Consider the following 17,007-nt stretch of genomic DNA (forward strand, 5'->3'; position numbering starts at 1 on the left):
GGTCAGCGCGCCGAAACGATTGCACGATAGCGATTGCGCGCCACCAAAGTGAGCCGCAGGTCATCGACGAGTGGATCGAGGAATTGCGAACGATATTCGCCATCGCCTGCGGCTCTGGCGCTGACATACATGAATGTCAGCGCGCCCAGGAACATGGTGATCTGAATCAGCGCCTGGGGCACTGGGATCGTCATTCCCAGAAACACCCCGTCGCTGGAGCCGTTGCGTGTCCACGCCGCCAGCAATTCGGGGGACAGCAGGATCAGGCCGAGGACGAAGAAGAGCAGCGCTGTCACCACGGCGACCACTACTATCTGCGCGAGTTGCGAGACGGCGAGCACGAACATCACGTTCCCCTGCTCCGTGCGGCGCAGGGGCAGAGTGTCCGCCGGATCCGGCATCGACTCGAACGGTGTGCCGTCCAGGCGCGTACGGCGATCGTCGGTTGGATCGAGCGCATTCATGATCGGCCTGAACCGCTCGACCGTGACGGACACCACGAACAGCGCCGCGATCAGGGCAAGGAACAACAGGGCCAGCCACAAGCGCGGGCGGGAGATCGTCGCCGCCATCAGCCACACGGGGGAGTTGAAGAAGACCAGGAACGTCAACAACAGCACCGGCAATGCGCGGACCATGAGAGAGCCTGCCGCGGCAAGGTGCGACAGCGTCGTCTGTGCGGTCCAGGCCAGGATCGAACCTGCGCCGGATGCGGTCAGTGCCAGGATGATCGCGATCACGACGGCTTCGAAGGCCAAATCGACGAGTACCCGCGGGCTCGGGCCGCCGATGATGCTGCCGGCTGTTGCGGTGGCCACTGCGACGGCCGCCGCGACGGTACGCCCGCGCACCGTTGAAATGCGTGAAACCAACCAGCCGACCGTCGCCGCGATGGGCAGCACCAAGAGGATCAGCCCCAGGACGAACCATTCGGTTCGAGTCGGTTGGCCCTCGATGTTGATGGTGTGCTCGCCCGTGATGAGGACGACCAGAGCGGAATTGGCCATGAAGACGGCGAACGCTGCCAACGCAGGCGCCGATCGCGGCCACAGCCGCCGAACCAGGGCTCCCGGCCGCAGCACCGCCGGCAGTCCGCGGGCGAGGAACCAAGTGTCGGCAGCCCGCCGTTGCGACACGTCAATCATGCAGACCCCTCCCGGTTGGGTGCGGACGTCAGCTGGATGGCACCGTCGCAGGTTACTGCCGGGCGTCCCCTAGTCTTGGTGACATGCAGCGGATCATCGGAACAGAGGTCGAATACGGCATCTCCTCGCCGTCTGATCCAACCGCGAACCCGATCCTGACGTCGACACAGGCGGTGCTGGCCTACGCCGCGGCCGCGGGGATACAGCGTGCGAAGCGCACCCGGTGGGACTACGAGGTCGAATCGCCGCTGCGCGACGCGCGCGGCTTCGACCTGAGCCGCTCCGCCGGACCGCCGCCCGTGGTCGACGCCGACGAGGTCGGCGCCGCCAACATGATTCTGACCAACGGCGCCCGGCTCTACGTCGATCACGCCCATCCGGAGTACGCCGCCCCCGAGGTGACCGACCCGATGGATGCGGTCATCTGGGACAAGGCCGGTGAACGGGTCATGGAGGCGGCCGCCCGCCACGTCGCCAGCGTGCCCGGCGCGGCGAAGCTGCAGCTGTACAAGAACAACGTCGACGGCAAGGGCGCGTCGTACGGGTCGCACGAGAACTACCTGATGTCGCGGCAGACACCCTTCTCGGCGGTCATCGCCGGGCTGACGCCGTTCCTGGTGTCGCGCCAGGTGATCACCGGCTCTGGCCGGGTGGGAATCGGCCCGTCGGGTGACGAGCCCGGCTTCCAGCTGACCCAGCGTGCTGACTACATCGAGGTCGAGGTCGGCCTCGAGACGACGCTCAAGCGGGGCATCATCAACACGCGCGACGAACCCCACGCCGACGCCGACAAGTACCGGCGCCTGCACGTCATCATCGGCGACGCCAACCTCGCCGAGACGTCGACGTATCTGAAGGTGGGGACGACGGCGCTGGTGCTGGACCTCATCGAGGAGGGTTTCGACCTCAGCGACCTGGCGCTGGCGCGGCCGGTGCACGCGGTGCACGTCGTCAGCCGGGACCCGTCGCTGCGTGCAACGGTGGCGATGGCCGACGGACGTGAGTTGACCGCCCTTGCGTTGCAACGCATCTACCTCGACCGCGTGGCGAAGCTGGTCGACAGCCGTGACCCCGATCCCCGTGCCGCCCACGTCGTTCAGACCTGGGCGGAAGTGCTCGACCTGCTCGAGCGCGACCCGATGGAATGTGCGGAACTCCTCGACTGGCCGGCCAAGCTGCGCCTGCTCGAAGGCTTCCGCCAGCGCGAGAACCTCGGCTGGTCGGCGCCGCGTTTGCACCTCGTTGACCTGCAGTATTCCGACGTCCGGTTGGACAAGGGACTGTACAACCGGCTGGTCGCCAGGGGATCGATGAAGCGGCTCGTCACCGAGCAGCAGGTGCTCGACGCCGTGGACAGCCCGCCGACCGACACCCGGGCCTACTTCCGCGGGGAGTGCCTGCGCCGGTTCGGCGCCGACATCGCCGCGGCCAGCTGGGATTCGGTCATCTTCGACCTGGGCGGCGACTCGCTGGTGCGCATCCCGACGCTCGAACCGCTGCGCGGAAGCAAAGCGCACGTCGGGGCGTTGCTCGACTCAGTGCACAGTGCCGCGGAACTCGTCGAACAGCTCACTAACTGACGGGTCGTCGCAGCGAAATCCCCGGGCTGACCGGTAGTGTGGAGTAACCGGCGGAGCCTGTGAGTCCGCTGAAGAGAATGCAGGAGGCAGCGATGGCCCAGGAGCAGACCAAGCGTGGCGGTGGCGGCGGCGATGACGACGACGCAACCGGCAGCACGGCCGCTGGCCAGGAACGTCGCGAGAAGCTGACCGAGGACACCGACGATCTGCTCGACGAGATCGACGACGTGCTCGAAGAGAATGCCGAAGACTTCGTGCGGGCATACGTCCAAAAGGGCGGACAGTGACCTGGCCGAATCGCGACCAACTGGCCTTTCCCCAACCCCTCTCCTCGCTGTCCGGCACGCACTCGTCGGTGGACACGTCCTCGTTCTCTGACTTCCTGCGCAGGCAGGCGCCGCACCTGCTGCCGACCGGCAGTGGTGATTCGATGGGCTCGAATTCTGGATCATCCTTGCCGCACGGCACCACGATCGTCGCGCTGAAGTTTCCCGGCGGGGTGCTGATTGCGGGTGATCGGCGTTCGACGCAGGGCAACATGATCGCCGGGCGCGACGTCCAGAAGGTTTACGTCGCCGACGACTACACGGCCACCGGCATCGCGGGCACGGCCGCCATCGCGGTCGAGTTCGCGCGGCTGTATGCCGTCGAGCTCGAGCACTACGAGAAGCTCGAGGGCGTGCCGCTGACGTTCGCCGGCAAGGTGAACCGGCTTGCGATCATGGTGCGCGGAAACCTCGCCGCCGCGTTGCAGGGTTTCGTGGCACTGCCACTGCTGGTGGGCTACGACGTCGACGACGCCGACCCGCAGGCGGCTGGGCGGATCGTGTCGTTCGACGCCGCGGGTGGCTGGAATCTCGAGGACGAGGGCTATCAGTCGGTGGGCTCTGGTTCGATCTTCGCGAAGTCGTCGATGAAGAAGTTGTACTCGCGGGTGACGGACGCCGACTCAGCCTTGCGGGTGGCCGTCGAGGCGCTGTACGACGCCGCCGACGACGATTCGGCTACCGGCGGACCCGACCTGGTCAGGGGTATCTATCCCACGGCCGTGGTCATCGAGGCAGACGGCGCCGTCGAGATCGGGGAGCCACGCATCGCCGAGCTCGCCCGGGAAGTCATCGAAAGCCGTTCGCGCGCAGACACGTTCGGTCCGGATGACGGGAAGGTGGAGCTGTGAGCTTTCCGTACTTCATCTCGCCCGAACAGGCGATGCGGGAGCGCTCGGAGCTGGCGCGCAAGGGCATCGCAAGGGGCCGCAGCGTGGTGGCGCTGGCCTACTCCGGTGGCGTGCTGTTCGTCGCGGAGAACCCGTCGCGCTCGTTGCAGAAGGTCAGCGAGCTCTACGACCGGGTCGGCTTCGCCGCGGTCGGCCGGTTCAACGAGTTCGACAACCTGCGCCGCGGCGGCATCCAGCTCGCCGACACGCAGGGGTATGCGTACTCGCGGCGCGACGTCACCGGTCGGCAACTGGCCAACCGATACGCCCAGGCGCTCGGCACCATCTTCACGGAGCAGGCCAAGCCATACGAGGTCGAGCTCTGCGTCGCCGAGGTGGCGCACTTCGGGGAGACCAAATCTCCGGAGCTGTACCGGATTACCTACGACGGGTCCATCGCCGACGAGCCCCACTTCGTGGTGATGGGCGGCACTACCGAACCCATCTTGACGGCGCTCAACGATTCGTACACCGAGAACGCCAGCCTCAGTGAAGCGGCCAAGATCGCCGTCCACGCCTTGCAGGCCAGCGGGAACGGCTCGGAGGCACGGTCTTTGGGGCCGGAGACGCTCGAGGTGGCCATCCTCGACGCCAATCGGCCGCGCCGTGCGTTCCGAAGGATCACCGGGTCGGCGCTCGAGGCGCTGCTTCCTTCGGAGGAGCCGGCCGGTTCTTCCGAAGCGACTTCGGCCGACTAGGCCAACCGACTAGGGACCTGTCTCCCAGTCGTTCCTCCGTCGCACGCGGCGGGCTGCCGTACTTCGACATCTTTGCCGTGAATTCCACGGCGTGTTCCGGTTGACGGATCACGCCCATGGGAGGACGATTTGTTGCGATAGGCAGAACACGTTGCGCTATACGCAACAACTCCAGGAGCGGCCACTTCATGCCAAAAGTCGTCATCGTCGGAGCGGGCATTGTCGGCACGTCACTGGCCGACGAACTGACCGCCCGCGGGTGGACCGATGTCACCGTCGTCGACCGCGGTCCACTCTTCGCAACCGGCGGGTCTACTTCGCATGCGCCGGGCCTGGTCTTTCAGACGAACCCGTCGAAGACCATGAGCACCTTCGCCCGCTACACGGTCGAGAAGTTCATGGCGCTGGAACACCCCGATGGCTGGGCGTTCAACCCGGTGGGCGGCCTCGAGGTGGCCACTACCCCCGAGCGCTTGGCCGACCTGCAGCGCAAGGCGGGCTGGGCACAGGCGTGGGGCATCGACGGCCACCTGGTGAGCGCTCAAGAGTGCGTCGACCTTCACCCCCTGCTCGACAAGGACAGCGTCCTTGGTGGATTCCACACGCCCACCGACGGCCTCGCGAAGGCGGTACGCGCAGCCGAAGCGCAGGCCTGGCGGGCCCGTGACCGTGGTGCCCGGTTCCTGCCCCACACCGAAGTACTCGGCATCGTCGACAAGGGCGGCCGGGTCACCGGAGTTCGGACCGTCGAGGGCGTGATCGAGGCCGACGTCGTCGTCTGCGCGGCCGGTTTCTGGGGCGCCCAGTTCGCAAAGCAGGTCGGACTCGTCGTACCGCTGGTACCGATGGCACACCAGTACGCAAGAACCGGACAGGTACCTGCCCTCGTCGGCCGCAACACCGAACTGTCCGAGGCCGGCCTGCCGATCTTGCGTCATCAGGATCAGGACTTGTACTTCCGCGAGCACGTCGACCGAATCGGCATCGGCTACTACGGGCACGACCCAATGCCGGTCGACATGTCGACGCTGATGGACGACACCTCGGGCGAGTCGATGCCGTCGATGCTGCCGTTCACCGACGAGGACTTCGTTCCCGCCTGGCGCGAGTCGATGAAACTCCTTCCCACCTTGGGTGATTCGAAGATCGAGGAGGCCTTCAACGGCATCTTCTCGTTCACTCCCGACGGTTTCTCCATCATGGGCGAGCACCGCGAGCTGAGTGGCTTCTGGGTCGCCGAAGCGGTGTGGGTGACCCACTCCGCAGGCGTCGCGAAGGCCACGGCCGAGTGGATCATCGACGGCACGCCGTCGGTCGACGTGCACGAGTGCGACCTGTACCGGTTCGAGGACATGGCCCGCAGCCCGAAGTTCGTCATGCAGACGAGTTCACAGGCATTCGTCGAGGTGTACGACATCATCCATCCCCACCAGTTCCGCACCGCGTTGCGCGGACTGCGCACCAGCCCGTTCCGCGGCAGGCAGGACGAGCTCGGCGCCTTCTTCTACGAGGGGGGCGGCTGGGAGCGCCCGGCCTGGTACGAGGCGAACGCCGAACTGGCGCAACGGCTGCGCTCCGAGGGACTGGCCTTTCAAGACCGCGACGATTGGTCGGCGCAGTTCTGGTCGCCGATCTCGATCGCCGAGGCACAGTGGACCCGCGAGCGGGTGGCGATGTACGACATGACTCCGCTGACCCGCTACGAGGTGGCGGGTTCGGGTGCTGCGGGGTTCCTGCAGAGGATGACCACCAACAACGTCGACAAGAGTGTCGGCTCGGTGACCTACACGCTGCTGCTCGACGAAACCGGGGGAGTGCGCAGCGATCTGACGGTCGCTCGGCTTGCAGACACCACGTTCCAGGTCGGCGCGAATTCACCGCTGGACTTCGACTGGCTCAGCAGGCATCTGCCCGACGACGGTTCGGTGACGCTTCGCGACATCACCGGCGGCACATGCTGTGTCGGGGTGTGGGGACCGCTGGCCCGCGCCCTCGTACAACCGTTGTGCCCCGCCGACCTCTCCCACGACGCCTTCAAGTACTTCCGGGCACTGCACACCTACCTCGACGCCATCCCGGTCACCATGATGCGTGTCTCGTACGTCGGGGAACTGGGCTGGGAGATCTACACCAGCGCCGAATACGGTGCGGCGCTGTGGGACCTGCTCTTCGACGCGGGTCAGGAGCACGGGGTGATCGCCGCAGGCCGGATCGCGTTCAACAGCCTGCGGATCGAGAAGGGCTACCGCAGCTGGGGCACGGACATGACCGCCGAGCACCTGCCCGCCGCGGCGGGCGTGGACTTCGCGGTCCGGATGAGCAAGGACGACTTCGTCGGAAAGTCCGCCCTCGAAACAGCGGCCGCCCCCGTGAACACGTTGCGCAGCATCGTCTTCGACGATCCCGGCGCCGTCGCGCTCGGCAAGGAGGCCGTCTACGTCGACGGTGCTTGCGTCGGCTACGTCACCAGCGCGGGTTACTCGCCGACGGTCGGGCGCACCATCGCGTACGCGTGGCTGCCCGCCGGCACTGCCGAGGGCGCCGCGGTCTCCGTCGACTACCGCGGAACCCACCACACCGCCGTCGTGCACGCCGAACCCGTCGTCGACCCCGACATGGCCCGGATCAGGAGGTAGGGCGAATGACCTCCACGACAGGCCCATACGACGTGATCGTCATCGGGCTCGGCGGCATGGGTAGCGCCGCCGCATACCACCTCGCCGCGCGCGGGCAGCGCGTGCTGGGCCTGGAGAAGTTCACGCCGGCCCACGACAAGGGCTCCAGCCACGGCGGCTCGCGCATCATCCGCCAGTCCTACTTCGAGGATCCCGCGTACGTGCCCCTGCTGTTGCGCGCCTACGAGTTGTGGGACCAGCTGGCGATCGACTCGGGGAAGGACGTCTACCGGATGACCGGTGGGCTGTTCATCGGACCGCCGGACTGCCTGACGGTCGCGGGCAGCCTGCGGGCCGCCAGGGAATGGGGCCTGGCGCATGAACTGTTCGATGCTGCCGAGCTCCGTTCGCGCTTCCCGAACTTCACCCCGCACCAGGGCGACGTGGCGCTCTACGAAGCCAAGGCCGGGTTCGCACGTCCCGAGCTAACGGTTCAGGCGCACCTCGACCTGGCCGAACTCGCAGGCGCAGAACTGCATTTCGGTGAGTCAGTGCTGGACTGGACGGAGGCGGGCGGCGGCGTCAGCGTCACCACCGAGCGGGGCACCTACACGGCCGAGCAGTTGGTGATCTGCCCGGGAGCTTGGGCCCCGCAACTGCTCGCTGAGTTCGGCATCCCGATCACGATCGAGCGCCAGGTGCTGTACTGGCTCGATCCGGTCGGCGGCGTCGAGCCCTTCCTCGACGGTCCGATCTTCATCGACGAGAATGCCAGGGGCGAGCAGATTTACGGCTTCCCGGCGATCGACGGTCCCTCGGGCGGGGTCAAGGTGGCGTTCTTCCGCAAGGGCATCGTGTGCACCCCGGAGACCATCGACCGTGAGGTCCACGACCGCGAGATCACCGAGATGCGGCTGCGGGTGGCCGAGTTGCTGCCCGCCCTCGACGGCCCGTGCGTGCACTCGGCAACGTGCATGTACTCCAACACCCCCGACGAGCACTTCGTCATCGCGCGACACCCGGACTGCGACAACATCACGGTCGCGTGCGGGTTCTCGGGCCACGGCTTCAAGTTCGTCCCCGTCGTTGGGGAAATCCTCGCCGACCTCGCCATCGACGGCGTGACCGGCCATCCCATCTCATTGTTCGATCCGAAGCGACTGGTGACCACATGACCGGTGCACCCGCCATGCATCCCACCCCGGCCCTGCGCGCCACCCTGCGCGGCGACTACTACGTCAACGACGCCGTCTTCGCCGCGGAGCAGGAACGCATCTTCGAGAACATGTGGTTCTGCGCCGTCCGGTCGTCGGATCTAGAGCTGCCCGGCAAGTTCAAGAAGGTTCAGGTCGGCCGCGAGAGCGTGCTACTCGTGCGCGGCCGCGACGGGCTCCTTCGGGCGTTCCTCAACGTCTGTAGGCACCGCGGCGCCCAGCTGTGCACCGACGCCGAGGGACAGGTGAAGCGCAATCTGCGCTGCCCGTACCACTCCTGGACCTATGCGCTTGACGGCAAACTGGTCGCCGCACCGAACATCGCGGCGCTGACCGACGACGCGGGCGAGCCGATCGACCGGTACCAATTCGGTCTCGTGCCGGTCGCGCTCACCGAGTGGCTTGGCTACGCGTGGGTGTGCCTGTCCGACACGCCACCACCGTTCGAGGACGTGGTCGCCGAGACCACCAGGACGCTCGGGGACCCCGACGCCATCAACCGGTACGGCATCGGCGGACTCGACGTCGGTCATCGCGTCGTCTACGACGTGGCGGCCAACTGGAAGCTCATCGTCGAGAACTTCATGGAGTGCTACCACTGCAGCTCGATCCACCCCGAACTCGTCGGCGTGCTACCGGAGTTCGCCCGCGGAATGGCAGCCCAGGCGAATGTCGGTCTAGGTGCCGAATTCGGTTCGGAGGTCGACGGATTCACCGTCGACGGAGCCGAGGGATTCGAGCGGCTGCCGGGTATCACCGACGAGCAGGACCGCCGCTACTACGCGATCACGGTTAAGCCGACCGTGTTCATCAACCTGGTCCCCGATCACATCATCTTCCACCGCATGTACCCCTTGTCGACCAATCGCACCATCGTCGAGTGCGACTGGCTCTACACCGCCGACGTCGTGTCCTCAGGCCGTGACGTGTCCCACTCCGTTGAGCTCTTCCACCGCGTGAATCAGCAGGACTTCGCGGCCTGCGAGCGAACCCAGCCGTCGATGTCGTCGCGGGCCTACCGCCACGGCGGAGTACTCGTACCCGCCGAACACCACATCGCGGAGTTCCACGAGTGGGTAGTGTCCCGTCTCGGCGAAGTTGAGGGGTGATCCATGAACGGTGAACCGGATCTCTACATCGGCGGGCAGTGGCGCCACGCGTCCGACGGTGGGACCAGGGACGTCATCAACCCCGCCGACGGCAGCGTCGCCGCTGCAGTCGACGAGGCCACCCCCGAAGACGCGCGGGACGCCGTCGCCGCCGCGCGCGCATCGTTCGACGACGGCGCCTGGCCGGCCACTCCCGTCGGTGAACGCGCCGCGCTGCTCGACCGGATCGCCGAGCTGCTTCAGCGCGACAAGGAGCAGCTGGCGACGCTGGAAACCCGGGACACCGGAAAGACGTTGGCCGAAAGCCGGATCGACATCGACGACGTCACGTCGGTCTTCCGGTTCTACGCGAGGCTGGTCGCGGTCGAGTCCGACCGACTCGTCGACGTCGGTGACCCCGCCGTCATCAGTCGGGTCGTGCGCGAACCGATCGGCGTATGCGTGCTCATCGCGCCTTGGAACTACCCGCTGTTGCAGATGTCGTGGAAGATCGCCCCGGCACTGGCCGCCGGATGCACGATGGTGGCCAAGCCCAGCGAGGTCACCCCGCTGTCCACCATCGCCTTCACGCATCTGCTCGAGGAGGCCGGTGTGCCGGCCGGGGTGGTCAACCTCGTGCAGGGCAGCGGTGCGGTGCTCGGGGCCGCCCTCACGGACACTCCCGAGGTCGACTTCATCTCGTTCACCGGAGGGTTGGCCACCGGGCGCACCATCTCCAAGGTGGCCGCCGAGCACGTTACGAAGGTCGCGGTCGAACTCGGCGGAAAGAATCCGCACATCGTGTTCGCCGACGCGGAGTGGGAGAGCTCCGTCGACCAGGTGCTGACCGGAGTCTTCCTGCACTCCGGGCAGGTGTGTTCGGCCGGCACTCGGCTGGTCGTCGAGGAGTCGATCGCTGACGACTTCGTCGCTGCGCTGGTGACCCGTGCCGAGCAGATCCGAATGGGCGACGGAATGGACCCGGCGAGCGAAACCGGCCCACTGGTGTCCGAACAGCACCGCGCGAAGGTGGAAGCCCATGTGGCGTCGGCCATCTCGGAGGGCGCGAAGCTGGTCACCGGCGGGTCGCGGCCCAGTGATCCCGCGCTTGCCAAGGGCAGTTTCTATCTGCCCACGATCTTCGACCGGTGCGACCGGTCGATGGGAATCGTCCAGGAGGAGACCTTCGGACCGATTCTCACGGTGGAGCGTTTCACCACCGAGGCCGAGGCGATCAGCCTCGGCAATGACACGGAATACGGTCTCGCGGCGGGCGTTCGAACGTCCGACCCGGCGCGGGGCGAACGTGTGGTGCGCGCTTTGAGGCACGGCACGGTGTGGCTGAACGACTTTGGCTACTACACCGCCGCGGCGGAGTGGGGCGGATTCGGGAAGTCTGGTAACGGTCGCGAGCTCGGCCCCGCGGGGCTCGCGGAATACCAAGAGCTCAAACACATCTGGCATAACACCGCGCCGAAACCCGCAGGCTGGTTCAAAGGTGAATAACCTGCTGCGGCAAGCACTTCAGAGAGGACGCCTCCATGGCCATCGAAGTAGGTAAATCGGAAGTCGACAGCGGCGGTCTGGACGACTTCGGATACAAGGAATCCCTGGATCGAAGCATCGGCAAGTTCGCCAGCTTCGCGGCGGGGGTCAGCTACATTTCGATCCTGACCGGAACCTTCCAGCTGTTCTACTTCGGCTTCGGCACCGCGGGCCCCGGCTACCTGTGGTCGTGGCCCATCGTGTTCGTCGGTCAGATGGCCGTCGCGCTCTGCTTCATGGAACTCGCCGCGAAGTACCCGGTCGCCGGGGCGGTCTACAACTGGTCGAAGAAGCTGGGCAGCAAGATCGTTGGGTGGTCATCGGGCTGGCTGATGCTCACCGCGTCGATCGTCACCCTATCCGCGGTGGTGCTGGCCCTTCAGCTGAACCTACCCAGGCTGTGGAGTGGGTTCCAGCTCATCGGCGATGGCAGTACCGCAACGGATTTCGCCCTGAACGCCGTCATTCTTGGTGCGGTGATGATCGTGTTCACCACGGTGGTCAACGCGCTCGGCGTCAAGCTGATGGCGATGATCAACAGTGCGGGCGTGTTCATCGAACTGATCGCGGCCGTCCTGATCGCGATCATCCTGGCCGCGAGCACCACCCGGGGCCCTTCAGTGTTCTTCTCCACCAATGGATACGGCGCCGGGGAGAGCGGCGGCTATCTCGGGGCATTCCTGATCGCGTCGCTTGCTTCGGGTTACGTGATGTACGGCTTCGACACCGCCAGCTCGCTCGGAGAGGAGACCGTCGAACCGAGACGCACTGCGCCGAAGGCCATCTTGCGGGCCATCTTGGCGTCCTTCGTCATCGGCGGCGCCATCCTGGTCTTCGCCGTTCTGTCGGCACCCAACCTGGAAGACCCCGCGATCGGCGAGAGCAGCGGCGGCCTGCAGTACATCGTCGAGCAGGTCATGTGGGGCCCGCTGGGCAAGGTCTTCATCGTCTGCATCGTCATCGCAGTCACGGTGTGCTCACTGGCCGTGCACACCGCTGCGATCCGGCTGATGTTCGCGATGGCGCGTGACAACGCACTGCCGTTCGGCGAGAAGCTCGCTCGCGTCAACCCCAAGACCCAGACCCCCATCATCCCGGCGATCGTCATCGGCGGAATTGCGGTGCTGATCCTGGTGATCAACGTGGGCCAGCCGAAGATCTTCACCGTGCTGACCTCGATCGCCATCATCATGATCTACCTCGCGTACCTGATGGTGACCGGTCCGATGCTGAAGAAGCGCCTCCAAGGCGAGTGGCCGCCAAAGGATCTCAAGGAGGGTGGCTACTTCAACATGGGCAAGTGGGGGATGCTAGTCAACATCGTCGCCGTGGTCTGGGGTGTCGGCATGGCGTTGAACCTGGCGTGGCCGCGCGAGGCCGTGTACGGCGAGGGCTGGTACAACGCATGGGGCGCCTTCATCTACATCGGCGTGATCCTCGGGTTCGGGCTGCTCTGGTACGGCATCAAGGGCCGCAACCACATCGGAACCCTGGAGTCGCACGCGGCGACGAAGGTCGAATCAACGGATGGCTGACGCGGGCACCTTCGACTACGTCATCGCGGGCGGCGGGACGGCTGGCTGTGCGCTGGCCGCCCGGCTGACCGAGGACTCCGACGTCACCGTCTGCCTGCTCGAAGCGGGCCCATCGGACGTCGGCGACGACAGCATCCTGGTGCTCTCGGAGTGGATGCACCTGCTGGACTCGGGCTACGACTGGGACTATCCCGTCGAGCCGCAGGAGCGCGGCAACTCGTTCATGCGGCACGCAAGGGCCAAGGTGCTTGGCGGGTGCTCGTCGCACAATTCGTGCATCGCGTTCTGGCCACCCGCGGAGGCGCTCGACGAGTGGGTCGAGCTCGGTGCCACCGGATGGGGCGCCGCCGAGATCCTGCCGCTGGTACGGCGTTTGACCGGAACCGTCGGCCTGCGCGACGTCCCGCCGGACGACCCGTGCGGGGTGGCGGTGCTCGAAGCGGCCGCACTGGCCGGACTGCCGACCGTCGCGTTCAACCGCGGCGAGACGGTGCGCAACGGCGCCGGGTGGTTCCAGATCAACGCGGGTGAGGACGGCATCCGCAACTCGAGTTCGCACGCCTATCTGCACCCGATCCTCGACTCGCGGCCCAACCTCGAGATCCGCACCGGCTGCTGGGTCTCCGAGCTCCTGTTCGACGAATCGAATGCGGCCACCGGGGTGCGCTACCAGCGGCCCGACCTCACCGGCTACGACGTCGTCTCGGCGCGGCGCGAAGTCATCGTCACCGCAGGCGCGATCGACACGCCGAAGTTGCTGATGCTCTCCGGCATCGGGCCTGCGGAGCATCTTCGTGAGTTCGGCATCGACGTGCGGGTGGACTCACCGGGTGTCGGCTCCAACCTCGACGACCACGTGGAGGGCCTGGTGTTCTGGGAGGCGTCGCGACCGATGGTCACCACGTCGACGCAGTGGTGGGAGATCGGCTTGTTCACGTGCGTCGATGAAGGCGTCGCACAACCCGACCTGATGATGCACTACGGCAGCGTGCCGTTCGACATGAACACGCTGCGGCGCGGCTACCCGACCACGGACAACGGATTCTGCTTGACGCCCAACGTGACTCAGGGCAGATCGCGGGGAACCGTCCGGCTGCGCAGCCGCGACTACCGCGACCGCGCCAAGGTCGATCCGCGGTACTTCACCGATCCCGAGGGCTACGACGAGCGGATCATGCTCACCGGCGTGCGACTGGCTCGCACCATCGCCGAGCAGGCGCCGCTGGCACCGTGGATCGAGCGCGAACTCGCGCCAGGACCCGACGCAACGACCGACGACGAACTCCTCGACTACATCCACCAGTGCCACAACACCGTCTACCACCCGGCGGCGACCGCGCGAATGGGCGCAGTCGACGATCCGATGGCGGTGCTGGATCCAGAACTGCGAGTCAAGGGGGTGACGCGGCTACGGGTCGTGGACGCCTCCGCGATGCCAAAGCTGCCCGCGGTGAACCCCAACATCACGGTCATGACGATGGCGGAGAAGTGCGCTGACCTCATTCGAAAAACCTGAAACGCCAGCTGATCTGACGTCGTTCCTGGGCGGGCACACGCCGTTCCAGGGGATGGCCGCCGCCGAACTGGCCGAGTTCGCGGCGGCCGCCACCGTCGTCGACTTCCCGGCTCTCGCGATGGTCGCCGACTACGCCACCCGCGTGCCCGACGACGTCTGGATGGTGCGCTCCGGGCAGGTGACGCTGCAGGCCGCCGACGGTGCCGTCATCGACACCGTCGGTCCTGGCGGCATCTTCGGCTACACCCCGCTGCTCACCGACGGCGGGATGGAATTCACCGCGCGGACAACGGTTCCGAGCAGCCTCGTGCGGCTGCCTGACGGTTTGGTCCGCGCGCAGTTCGCCAAGCCTGCCGGGTTGGCCTTCCTCGCGTCGTCGGCGTGGAACGCCGAGACTGCCGAGCGGCCGACGGTCGCCCCAGCGACCGACAGCAGGCCCGTCGCCGAACTCCTGCACGGTGAGGTGCTGCTGGTCGCGCCCGGCACGTCGGTTCGCGACGCGGTCGTCCAGATGACCGCGCACCAGGTGTCCTACGCGCTGATCCGGCTGCCCAGTGGAGAACTCGGCATCTTCACCGATCGGGATCTGCGCACCCGGGTGGTGGCCGCAGGCCTGCCCGTCGAGGTTTCGATCTCCGAGGTGATGAGCGCGCCCGCGCGCACCGTCACTGCCGACCTGACGGCCGAGAGCGTGCTGATGGAGATGCTCGAGTGCGGGCTGCGCCACATGCCGGTGGTGACAGCGCGCGGCGAGGTGATCGGCGTACTCGAAGACGCCGACCTGCTGGCCGCCTCGGCGCGGCGGAGCTTCATGCTGCGACGCTCGATCGGGATGGCCACCGATGCAACGCAGTTGAGACTGGTCGGCTGCCGCGTCCAGGGCATCGCGGCGGACCTGTTTCGCAACGGGACCAAGGCCTCGGCGACGAGCGCCATCCTGTCGGTCGTCATCGACAGCCTGGTGCGAAAGGCGTTGCAGCTCGCGCTCTCCGAGGTGCCGCGGCCACCCGCCGACGGGTTCGCGTGGTTGCTTCTGGGCAGCGTGGCGAGACGCGAGGCGATGCCGTCGTCAGACGTCGACAGCGCTTTGTCGTGGAAGGACGAGCTGGCCCCGGACAGCGCGGAGCTACGAGCCATCGCGGCGCGCACGCACGAGCTACTCGACGGTTGCGGGCTGCCGTCGGACACCAACGGCGCGGTCGCGTCCAAGCCGAACTTCTCCCGCTCGCAGTCGCAGTGGTTCGCCGCGGCCGAGAGTTGGCTCGACGACCCACTGCGTGACCGCGGGCTGATCCTGTCGTCGCTGATGATCGACGCCAGGGTGGTCTGGGGTGAGCCGTCGCTCAACTCCGTTGCGGCGGCGTACCGCCGGATGCGTCAGGACCATCCGAACGCGTTGCGGCTGCAGTTGCTCAACGCGCTTGCCGGGCGGGTCAGGGCTTGGTCGCTGCGCGACGTGCTTTCGCGACGCGGCGGCACGTTCGATCTGAAGGCCCATGCCGTGACCCCGATCGTCAACCTGGCGCGCTGGGGCGGCCTGACCGCCGACGTGGCATCGGCGACAACGCCCGAGCGACTGCGCGCCGCAGCAGAAGCCGGCGCGATCACAGAACGCGACGCCAACACCCTCGTCGACGTATTCGTCATGGTGCAGCGGCTACGGATGACCCATCAGGTCGACCAGCTGTCCGCCGGACACACGCCCGCCGACGTCGTCACGATGTCCGAACTGTCCCCGCTCAACCGCAGTCTGCTCAACGAAGGGCTCCGGGAGATCGCTGCGGTCCAGCGCCGGATCCGCAACCTCGCGAATTGGCCCATATAGGGTCGGAGGTGATGACGACGAGCGCGGACGGCAGGAGCGCGGCGGTGCAGTCGGTGGACCGCGCGCTGCTCGTGCTGGAGCTGCTGGGGCGGCAGGGGCAGACGGGCGTGACGGAGCTCGCCGCCGAACTGGGAGTGCACAAGTCGACGGTGTCCCGGCTGATCGCCGCCCTCGAAGCGCGCGGCTTCGTCGAACAGGTATCGGAGCGTGGCCCCTACCGGCTCGGGCACTCGATCGCCCGCCTGGCCCGGGCGAGCAGCGGCGAACCCGATCTGGCCAGGGTCGGCCAGGACGTCTGCGACGGGCTCGCGACGGACGTGGCCGAGACCGTGAACGTGGCGATCCTCGACGGCGACCGCATCGTCAACGTCGCCGAGGCGATCGGTCCCGCCGAGATAACCCTGCGAACCTGGGTGGGGCAGAGCTGCCCCGCACACGCGACGTCGAGCGGCAAGGCGCTGCTCGCGTGGAGACCTGCATCCGACGTCCGGGCCCGGCTGGGCGATCCGCTGCAGTCGTTCACCGACCGCACCGTGGTCGACCTCGCCGCGTTGGAACATGAACTGGCGGGGGTGCGGCAGCGCGGCTGGGCCAGTGTCAGTGAGGAACTCGAAGTCGGGCTCAATGCCGTCGCGGCACCGATCCGCGATGCAGGAGCGGAAGTCGTTGCGGCGCTCAGTGTCTCGGGTCCGTCCTACCGGCTCTCCATGGAACAGTTCGAGGAGTTCGCCAAGGTGACCATCGTCGCTGCCGACGTCATCAGCAGGCGCCTTGGCTGGGTGGACCGGGACGTGCGCTAGGCCTCGATCGGTTCGTCGTCGTCCCTGCCGGTGACGATCTCCTTGACCTTCTCGGCGGACACGGTGGCGATGTCGATCGAGCTCGCGACGATGCCCTCGACACCGCCGGAGACGTCGCCCTTGACGATGTGGCCTGCGCTTTCGACGATGTCGGCCGACCTCTCGATCGCGTTGATGGCGATGTCCTTCACCGATTCGATCGCGTCCTTGCTGTTGAAGCCCATGACGTC

The 17,007-nt window shown here is 66.8% G+C and carries 14 protein-coding genes; 12 read left to right on the forward strand and 2 right to left on the reverse strand.

The annotated features are described in order from the left end of the window. Positions 1-2: 2 nt before the first annotated feature. Complete coding sequence (locus tag SLQ33_RS01970) at positions 3-1,145, reverse strand: hypothetical protein (protein ID WP_319452089.1); 1,143 nt, start codon at positions 1,143-1,145, stop codon at positions 3-5. Positions 1,146-1,228: 83 nt separating this feature from the next. Here SLQ33_RS01970 and dop point away from each other — a divergent pair, with 83 nt between their 5' ends. The 12 genes from dop (at position 1,229) to SLQ33_RS02030 (ending at position 16,777) form a co-directional block, all read left to right on the forward strand. Continuing rightward, the gene (dop, locus tag SLQ33_RS01975) at positions 1,229-2,725 is read left to right on the forward strand and encodes a depupylase/deamidase Dop (protein WP_319452090.1); all 1,497 of its coding nucleotides are present in this window, start codon (positions 1,229-1,231) and stop codon (positions 2,723-2,725) included. 92 nt (positions 2,726-2,817) lie between these two features. Then, on the forward strand, positions 2,818-3,012 hold the full coding sequence (locus tag SLQ33_RS01980; protein ID WP_319452091.1) for a ubiquitin-like protein Pup: 195 nt from the start codon (positions 2,818-2,820) through the stop codon (positions 3,010-3,012). Beyond that, positions 3,009-3,902, forward strand: a complete 894-nt coding sequence (prcB, locus tag SLQ33_RS01985; protein ID WP_319452092.1) for a proteasome subunit beta — start codon at positions 3,009-3,011, stop codon at positions 3,900-3,902. Before SLQ33_RS01980 ends, prcB begins: the two co-directional genes overlap by 4 nt. Beyond that, complete coding sequence (gene prcA / locus SLQ33_RS01990) at positions 3,899-4,639, forward strand: proteasome subunit alpha (RefSeq protein ID WP_319452093.1); 741 nt, start codon at positions 3,899-3,901, stop codon at positions 4,637-4,639. Before prcB ends, prcA begins: the two co-directional genes overlap by 4 nt. 188 nt (positions 4,640-4,827) lie before the next feature. Next, positions 4,828-7,275 carry an FAD-dependent oxidoreductase gene (locus tag SLQ33_RS01995; protein ID WP_319452094.1) on the forward strand — a complete coding sequence of 816 codons (2,448 nt, stop codon included), beginning with the start codon at positions 4,828-4,830 and terminating at the stop codon, positions 7,273-7,275. 5 nt (positions 7,276-7,280) lie between these two features. Then, positions 7,281-8,429: an N-methyl-L-tryptophan oxidase gene (gene solA / locus SLQ33_RS02000; RefSeq protein ID WP_319452095.1), complete on the forward strand. Its 1,149-nt coding sequence runs from the start codon at positions 7,281-7,283 to the stop codon at positions 8,427-8,429. After that, positions 8,426-9,577 (forward strand): aromatic ring-hydroxylating dioxygenase subunit alpha, encoded by a 1,152-nt coding sequence (locus tag SLQ33_RS02005; RefSeq protein ID WP_319452096.1) that lies wholly within the window; start codon positions 8,426-8,428, stop codon positions 9,575-9,577. Before solA ends, SLQ33_RS02005 begins: the two co-directional genes overlap by 4 nt. A gap of 3 nt (positions 9,578-9,580) precedes the next feature. Further along, positions 9,581-11,062, forward strand: coding sequence for an aldehyde dehydrogenase family protein (locus SLQ33_RS02010; RefSeq protein ID WP_319452097.1), 1,482 nt, complete (start codon positions 9,581-9,583; stop codon positions 11,060-11,062). A gap of 35 nt (positions 11,063-11,097) precedes the next feature. Beyond that, entirely contained in the window at positions 11,098-12,636 is a 1,539-nt protein-coding gene (locus SLQ33_RS02015) for an APC family permease (RefSeq protein ID WP_319452098.1), read from the forward strand. Then, entirely contained in the window at positions 12,629-14,152 is a 1,524-nt protein-coding gene (locus SLQ33_RS02020; RefSeq protein ID WP_319452099.1) for a GMC family oxidoreductase, read from the forward strand. Before SLQ33_RS02015 ends, SLQ33_RS02020 begins: the two co-directional genes overlap by 8 nt. Positions 14,153-14,204: 52 nt before the next feature. Beyond that, entirely contained in the window at positions 14,205-15,977 is a 1,773-nt protein-coding gene (locus SLQ33_RS02025; RefSeq protein WP_319452100.1) for a putative nucleotidyltransferase substrate binding domain-containing protein, read from the forward strand. 11 nt (positions 15,978-15,988) lie between these two features. Next, positions 15,989-16,777: an IclR family transcriptional regulator gene (locus tag SLQ33_RS02030; protein ID WP_319452101.1), complete on the forward strand. Its 789-nt coding sequence runs from the start codon at positions 15,989-15,991 to the stop codon at positions 16,775-16,777. On the opposite strand, the gene SLQ33_RS02035 is transcribed toward SLQ33_RS02030, so the two are convergent. Continuing rightward, positions 16,774-17,001: a hypothetical protein gene (locus tag SLQ33_RS02035; protein WP_319452102.1), complete on the reverse strand. Its 228-nt coding sequence runs from the start codon at positions 16,999-17,001 to the stop codon at positions 16,774-16,776. The two genes, SLQ33_RS02030 and SLQ33_RS02035, sit on opposite strands and share 4 nt — an antisense overlap. Between the last annotated feature and the right edge of the window lie 6 nt (positions 17,002-17,007).

The organism is Mycobacterium sp. RTGN6 (genome assembly GCF_033804605.1).
GTDB lineage: Bacteria > Actinomycetota > Actinomycetes > Mycobacteriales > Mycobacteriaceae > Mycobacterium.